Below are 6,051 nucleotides of genomic sequence, written 5' to 3' on the forward strand. Positions count from 1 at the left end.
GTAAACAATTTCCATTATGCATCTCATGATGAGCTGAAACAGCATCTGCATGCCTATCTAATGGCTTATACCTTCGCTAAACGACTTAAAGCCATCAAAGGCAAAACTCCTTGGCAATTTATTCTAAATCAGTGGACAATTCATCCAAAATATTTTACAATTAATCCTAACCATTTCTTGGCGGGACTAAACATCTAGAGAATAATCAAAAAAAAGCGCAACAATAGTTATTGTAGCGTAAATAAAGAGAGGATACGGTACGAAAAAAAGTACTCAAACCTAAAGCACGATTACGCAGCACACGGAATATAGGTCCAAATCAGCTAAAAATGTATGTTAAAAATAACGAAAATAAAACATGAGCAGAGATCGCTAGGCTATTTAATGCAAGTATTGCTTTTCTCGATAGGAGGCTTAAAAAGTTAGGCTTTACCTATAAAAAACCCGTGCCCTCTGGGGAAGTTTGTGAAGAAAAACACAATCAATATCAAGCAAGAATCAATAGACCTCTTCGGAAACTGAATTAAATTTAAAGTTTGATGTAAACGCTCTATAGAAGGATCTGTCATGAAGTAGGAAACCATGAAAAATATAGAAGACGAAAAATTTCGTCATTTAACAGGCGTTAAAAGATCGCTTTTTGAAAAGATCTTTGCCAGGTAAGAAAGCGCTTTTGAAACGTGATATGAATGATGAAATGGTATGCATAGATGCAACAGAACCCCCAATAAAGCGCCCAAAAAAGACAAAAGCATTACTGCTCAGGGAAAAAGAAAAGACATCCCTTAAAAACTCAAGGTGTAGTAACTCAAGAAGGTATATGCACGGCTTTTTCAAAGGGCAAGCGTCATGATTTCAGGGGTTTTAAGGAATCAAAAACTCATATTCATCCTAAAATTAAGGGTATTACGGATACAGGATATCAAGGCTTGAAAACACTCCATAGTAGAACTGAGATTCCAAAAAAGAAGGGTAAGAAAAATCCGCTAACGCAAAAAGAAAAAAAGAAAAATAGAGAACTTTCCAGTGCGCGGGTAATAAATGAAAATGGTATTGGGATGCTCAAACGCTTCAAGATCATCTCTGATACATACAGAAACAGGCGTAACAGATTTAGGCTGAGATTCACGCTCATTGCAGGGGTCTATACCATGGAATTAGAACAATGAGAGTTTCCGAAGAGGTCTATTAAAAAACCACTCCATCATTCCTGGAGGGGCGCTGAAAAAGGTACCCGTATATACCAAAAAAAATTTTATTCTTTTGAGCTTTGCGTGCTTCGGGGTGTTCCTAAAACTTTATTCACTTGGGAAAACGCTAACATTTATGCTCTTAAACTTGGCTAAGGTTGTGTTTTTTTGACGTGCACATTTGTACAAGATTAGTAATTCGTTTTTTTTATAGCCTATTATGAAAATCACTTTTAATTAAGTTTTTCATATAATTTTTCTTAATTTATTAATAATATAGAATTTACTATATAAAATATTTATTAATAATTTTCTTTATTTATAAACGTCAGTTTTTTGAAAAATACAGAAATTTCCAAAAAAATAACTTAAAAATTATTCTGGAGGAAATTGGTCTACTCTTTGTAACCTTTACTTTGGGTATTTAAATGATATTTTTTTTCTTTAAGATCTGTAAAAAAAAATAATATATTAAATCTTTTTATTTTGTAGATTTGGAAAAGAGTATTTTTTTTGTATACTTAAATACGTAACGAATCATTGATGTGCGTGTAATGTTCTCAGATAATTTTGAAATTTTCCTATTAGGACTAGGGCATTCAGGTCTGGCTACTGGACTGTTTTTTCAAGCGAACGGTATTAAGGTCTCTGGTTGGGATGATGAAGAAGTAATACGAAATCAAGCTTTAGATCTGGGATTATCTATCATTTTTAACCCTTATCCAAAAAAATTTTTGTATATTGTGGTTTCTCCGGGAATTCCTTTAACGCGATTAACGTCTTTTTATTCTATTTGTGCTTCTGGAGCAGGGATGATAACCTGTGATTTAGGGTTATTTTTAATACTTTTTCCTAAAGCGCATGTGATAGGGATTACGGGTACCAATGGAAAATCCACAACCTGTAGTTTAATCGCCCACGTATTGCAGGCTCAAGGGATTCCCCATCGACTTGCAGGTAATATAGGTGTTCCCATTTTTTCAGTGGCTTCTTTTCATCATCCAGATCTGTGGTATGTGCTCGAGTGGTCTTCTTATCAGTTAGAGCTTTGTGCGCATCATCCTTGGGAATTAAAGATAGGGGGTATTTTAAATCTTACGCCTCATCATTTAGAACGTCACGGGACTATGGGGGCCTATAGCACCATAAAGCGCAGTCTGTTGGAACATAGTCGGCATGCTATAGTAGATGTTTCCGGTCCCTACATACAGCATATGCTAGGCCAGTTAAATATAGAATCTTTAATGCGCCTTGCCCCAAAGAACACACAAAACGAAGCTTGTGTATACTATAATTTTCAAGGTATCCAACACGAGAACCATTACATAAGATTTCCAAGAGAAGACCGCTTTACTTCTCCTGCATTTCAGCAAAATGTGGCTATGACTTATGCTGTACTTTACCATATACCCGGGACTCTAGTAAATTTTACAGATCACTTACAAACGTTTCAAGACTTGCCCCATCGTCAACACTGTTTTATGACGCACAAAAATATTCGCTATATAGATGACAGTAAGGCTACTACTCCAGAAGCTTGTGTGCAGGCCCTGATGCGGTGGTCTTGTCCTATATTTTGGATTGCAGGGGGTGCAAAGCAAAAAGATGATTTGTCGGTGCTGAAGCCAGCGCTTGCTTCAGTAGCACAAGCGTTTTTATATGGAGAATCCGCAGAGCGCTTTCAAAAATTTTTAGAAGCTCACGGTGTGGTGTGTAATGCTTTTATTGCTATGAGCGATGCAGTTCGCGCAGCCTGGAATACTGCGTATTCTCACGAAAATGCAGTGGTGGTGTGTTCTCCTGGGTGTCCTAGCTTTGATCAATTTTCAAATTTTGTGCAGCGCGGAAAAGCGTTTCAAAGGTATATACATCAGTTAGTTCAAACTCAATATCCACAACAAAAATATTATTCCTGAGAGTGAGAGAAAAAATATGACTCCTAACTCCCCCCCCAAAAAACAAGATTCTAAGCAGCCTGGAGGCGCTTGGGCCTTTTGGTGGAATGCCATTGATCGATGGATCTTAATTTGTTCCATTATGCTGATTGTTTTAGGATCCTGGTTAATTTTAGCCGCTAGCCCTTCAATTGCAGCGCAACACGGTTGGACCACATTTGTTTTATTAAAGCGGCACTTAGTTTTTGTCGCTATAGGCATTACGCTTTTATTATTGGGAAGTTTTCTACGTAAAGAACACCTCAAAACCACGGTATATACTGTGGGAACTGTTGCATGGGCAGGATTATGGGGAGTAATATTATTTGGAACCCATATTAAGGGAGCCAAACGTTGGTTGAATATATTTGGTATGTCTCTTCAACCTTCAGAATTTATTAAACCAGCGTTTTGTATGGGATGCGCTTATTTCTTGTCAGAATATTCTCAACCCTATACAAATTTACGATTTTTTAAAGTATTTCTTTTATTTATGATTGTTGCTTGTCCGTTACTTTTACAGCCAGACTTAGGAACAATTTTTTTACTATTAATGAGCTCTCTCACACAAAGCTTTATCGCTGGGCTAGGATGGGGATGGGTTGTGGGTACTTTGGGTTTAGGACTCTGTTCTCTGATTCCTATTATCATTTGTTTTCCCCACGCTGCCTTGCGTATGCGTATGTTTTTAGGGTATGAATCTTCAGATCCTTTTGGAAAACAGTACCAAATTTTACAATCTCTGAAAAGTTTTGCTTCGGGAGGATTATGGGGAAAAGGTCCCGGATCTGGTGTAGTGCTGGATCATTTGCCTGATGGTCATGCAGATTTTATTTTTGCAGTAGCGGGAGAAGAGTTTGGATTGGTCGCATGTTTGGGGATTTTAGTCCTCTATGCAGTGATTATTTTTCGTGGATTAAATGCGGCACTTCGGGGATTACACCTAGAACCAGTATTGTTAGTATCAGGATTATCTATTTATTTTATGTATCAAGTTTACTTAAACATTGCCTGTGTTCTACATTTAGCCCCCACAAAGGGGATCACTCTTCCTTTTTTAAGCTATGGAGGATCTTCTCTTCTTAGTGCGTGTTGGACAGTGAGTATTATACTGTGCCTTACCCGCCGCTACCATAAATTGCTTTGAGCGTTGGCTCTAAATAAAAAATCTTAATGAAACAGATGGAACATTGGATTTTTTTATTCGTGTGCGCTTTTTTTCGGTACTTCACCGATAGGTGCTATAAACCACCTTGCATTAGGTGTACAAACATGTTGAGATAAAATAAAAAATGTCTACAAGCCTAGATATAGTAATTTAGCTTAAAAATAGGATTTAAAAAAATTGAAGTAAAGCCTTAGATAATTCAGTACATTGACTAATGGTACGGTTAATCCATCGTTTCATAGTAGCCCAGAATGTCTCAATGGGGTTTAGGTTGGGCAAGTATAGAGGTAAAAAAACTAGCCCACAGCCCGCCGATTCTATCAATTTTTTTGTCTTCTGAGCGTTATGGAATGAAGCATGATCCATTATTAGGCCAGAGTTTAAAGTGTTGATTCAACACTGTTCTATCCAACAATTAAAAAATTCATAGTGTAAGACCTGTTAAGGGTGCTATGGATTGATTGTTCCAGCTGGACTATGGATTTTTTTGGAATATGTACCACGCTTCTTTCCAACCATTGTTTTACTTCCTTTCAGGAACTATATCGTTGATTGTTTCTTGAATAGTTAGGTCTTCATAAGCTTCTCAGAGGAAGAATTTTTTTTATCACTAAAGTCTAACTTTTTAAGCCTTCTATAGACAGAATTAATCTTTGCGTTACATAGCCTAGCGATCTTTATAAATGTTCTAGCTTTATTTATTTTTAACGTAAATTTTAGCTAATTTGGATTTATTTTTCTTTTCTGCCTAATCTCTTTTTAGGTTTGATTACTGCTTATTTTATATCCTATCCACCCTCTACTTACACCATAACTATCTTTGTATTTGTCCTTTGATCATTACCTAAATTTATGTATTTTATTACGCTTTCCTTTTAAGTCTAGACTGTATTGCCTTCTTTCCCTCTCTATTTTTTTATCATTTTCTTCCAATTATAACAACTCTAATCCTATTTTTAAGCTAGATTGCTGCATTAATTACCTGTACCAACATAAGATTTTTATTTAATTCGACTTCTGATGACTGAAATGACTTAGCTAAGAGTTATAACTTACTCTTTTTCAACATTCGTATCATATCTTATTTAGATTGTAAAGAAACATGCTAAAGGTTTAATATTATCTGATTTCTGACCTACAAACAGTCTAATAGAGTGTGTAAGCTCAGCTCATGCAGCTTATCCCTAAATTTTCCTTTCCCACCTTGCTAGCCTTCGTTCCTGCATACCAGTTTCTATATTATTTTAAAGCACCAGCAGAAATTTTTAGTGATTGTAGAGTCAATTTTGTTATCCCTTTGTTATCAGCATCTAGAGCGTAAGCGTTGAATATTTTCTTCCAAACGCCAGCTTTAGCCTATTTTAAAAATTTTTTATGTATTCTTGTCGTAGTCTCTGGGTAAAGCGCTTCAGGATAAACTTAGGTCTGACCAACTATGTACCGCTCTTATAAGCTTTCTACTACCCTAGACCTTTTAGGGTCATGTTTTTCTTTATCAGGTAAAGTGTCTTTAAGCATTAATCTTTTTTTGTACCAACCACCATACCGCAAATTTTTTTTTAAATAGAGATGCAACTAGACTATTGAGGCTATTGTAATTTACAAGAAACCAACATATGAAGAGTGAGAATACGTTGTACGGGCTCAACAAGTCATTATTGGGGAATTGCAAGCAACCATTTGAACGCTCGAAGGCCGGATCACGGATCTGGAGCGACGGCTAGGTTTAAACTCATCAAACTCCAGCAAGCCGCTTTCG

3 protein-coding genes and 2 pseudogenes are annotated in these 6,051 nt (G+C 36.4%); 4 read left to right on the plus strand and 1 reads right to left on the minus strand.

What is annotated here, in order from left to right; all coding sequences use genetic code 11:
- The 4 genes and pseudogenes from HCUR_RS08760 to HCUR_RS05900 form a co-directional block, all read left to right on the plus strand.
- A pseudogene (locus HCUR_RS08760) lies at window positions 1-198 on the plus strand (IS481 family transposase); the annotation flags it as partial.
- Between the two features lie 451 nt (window positions 199-649).
- Window positions 650-1,169, plus strand: a pseudogene (locus tag HCUR_RS05890) (transposase family protein); the annotation flags it as partial.
- A gap of 575 nt (window positions 1,170-1,744) precedes the next feature.
- Complete coding sequence (gene murD / locus HCUR_RS05895; RefSeq protein ID WP_104207174.1) at window positions 1,745-3,106, plus strand: UDP-N-acetylmuramoyl-L-alanine--D-glutamate ligase; 1,362 nt, start codon at window positions 1,745-1,747, stop codon at window positions 3,104-3,106.
- A 16-nt stretch (window positions 3,107-3,122) separates the two neighbouring features.
- Window positions 3,123-4,271 carry an FtsW/RodA/SpoVE family cell cycle protein gene (locus HCUR_RS05900; protein ID WP_104207175.1) on the plus strand — a complete coding sequence of 383 codons (1,149 nt, stop codon included), beginning with the start codon at window positions 3,123-3,125 and terminating at the stop codon, window positions 4,269-4,271.
- Window positions 4,272-4,460: 189 nt separating this feature from the next.
- Here HCUR_RS05900 and HCUR_RS10290 read toward each other — a convergent pair whose 3' ends face one another.
- Window positions 4,461-4,658 carry a transposase gene (locus HCUR_RS10290; RefSeq protein ID WP_165780813.1) on the minus strand — a complete coding sequence of 66 codons (198 nt, stop codon included), beginning with the start codon at window positions 4,656-4,658 and terminating at the stop codon, window positions 4,461-4,463.
- Window positions 4,659-6,051: the final 1,393 nt, after the last annotated feature.

Source organism: Holospora curviuscula (genome assembly GCF_002930195.1).
In the GTDB taxonomy this organism is placed as follows: Bacteria; Pseudomonadota; Alphaproteobacteria; order Holosporales; family Holosporaceae; genus Holospora; species Holospora curviuscula.

What these genes read in the sequence shown, in the direction of transcription:
- HCUR_RS05900 (WP_104207175.1), top strand. Translation starts at nt 3,123, where the DNA reads ATGACTCCTAACTCCCCCCCCAAAAAACAAGATTCTAAGCAGCCTGGA.
- murD (WP_104207174.1), top strand. Translation starts at nt 1,745, where the DNA reads ATGTTCTCAGATAATTTTGAAATTTTCCTATTAGGACTAGGGCATTCA.
- HCUR_RS10290 (WP_165780813.1), bottom strand. Translation starts at nt 4,658, where the DNA reads ATGGATCATGCTTCATTCCATAACGCTCAGAAGACAAAAAAATTGATA.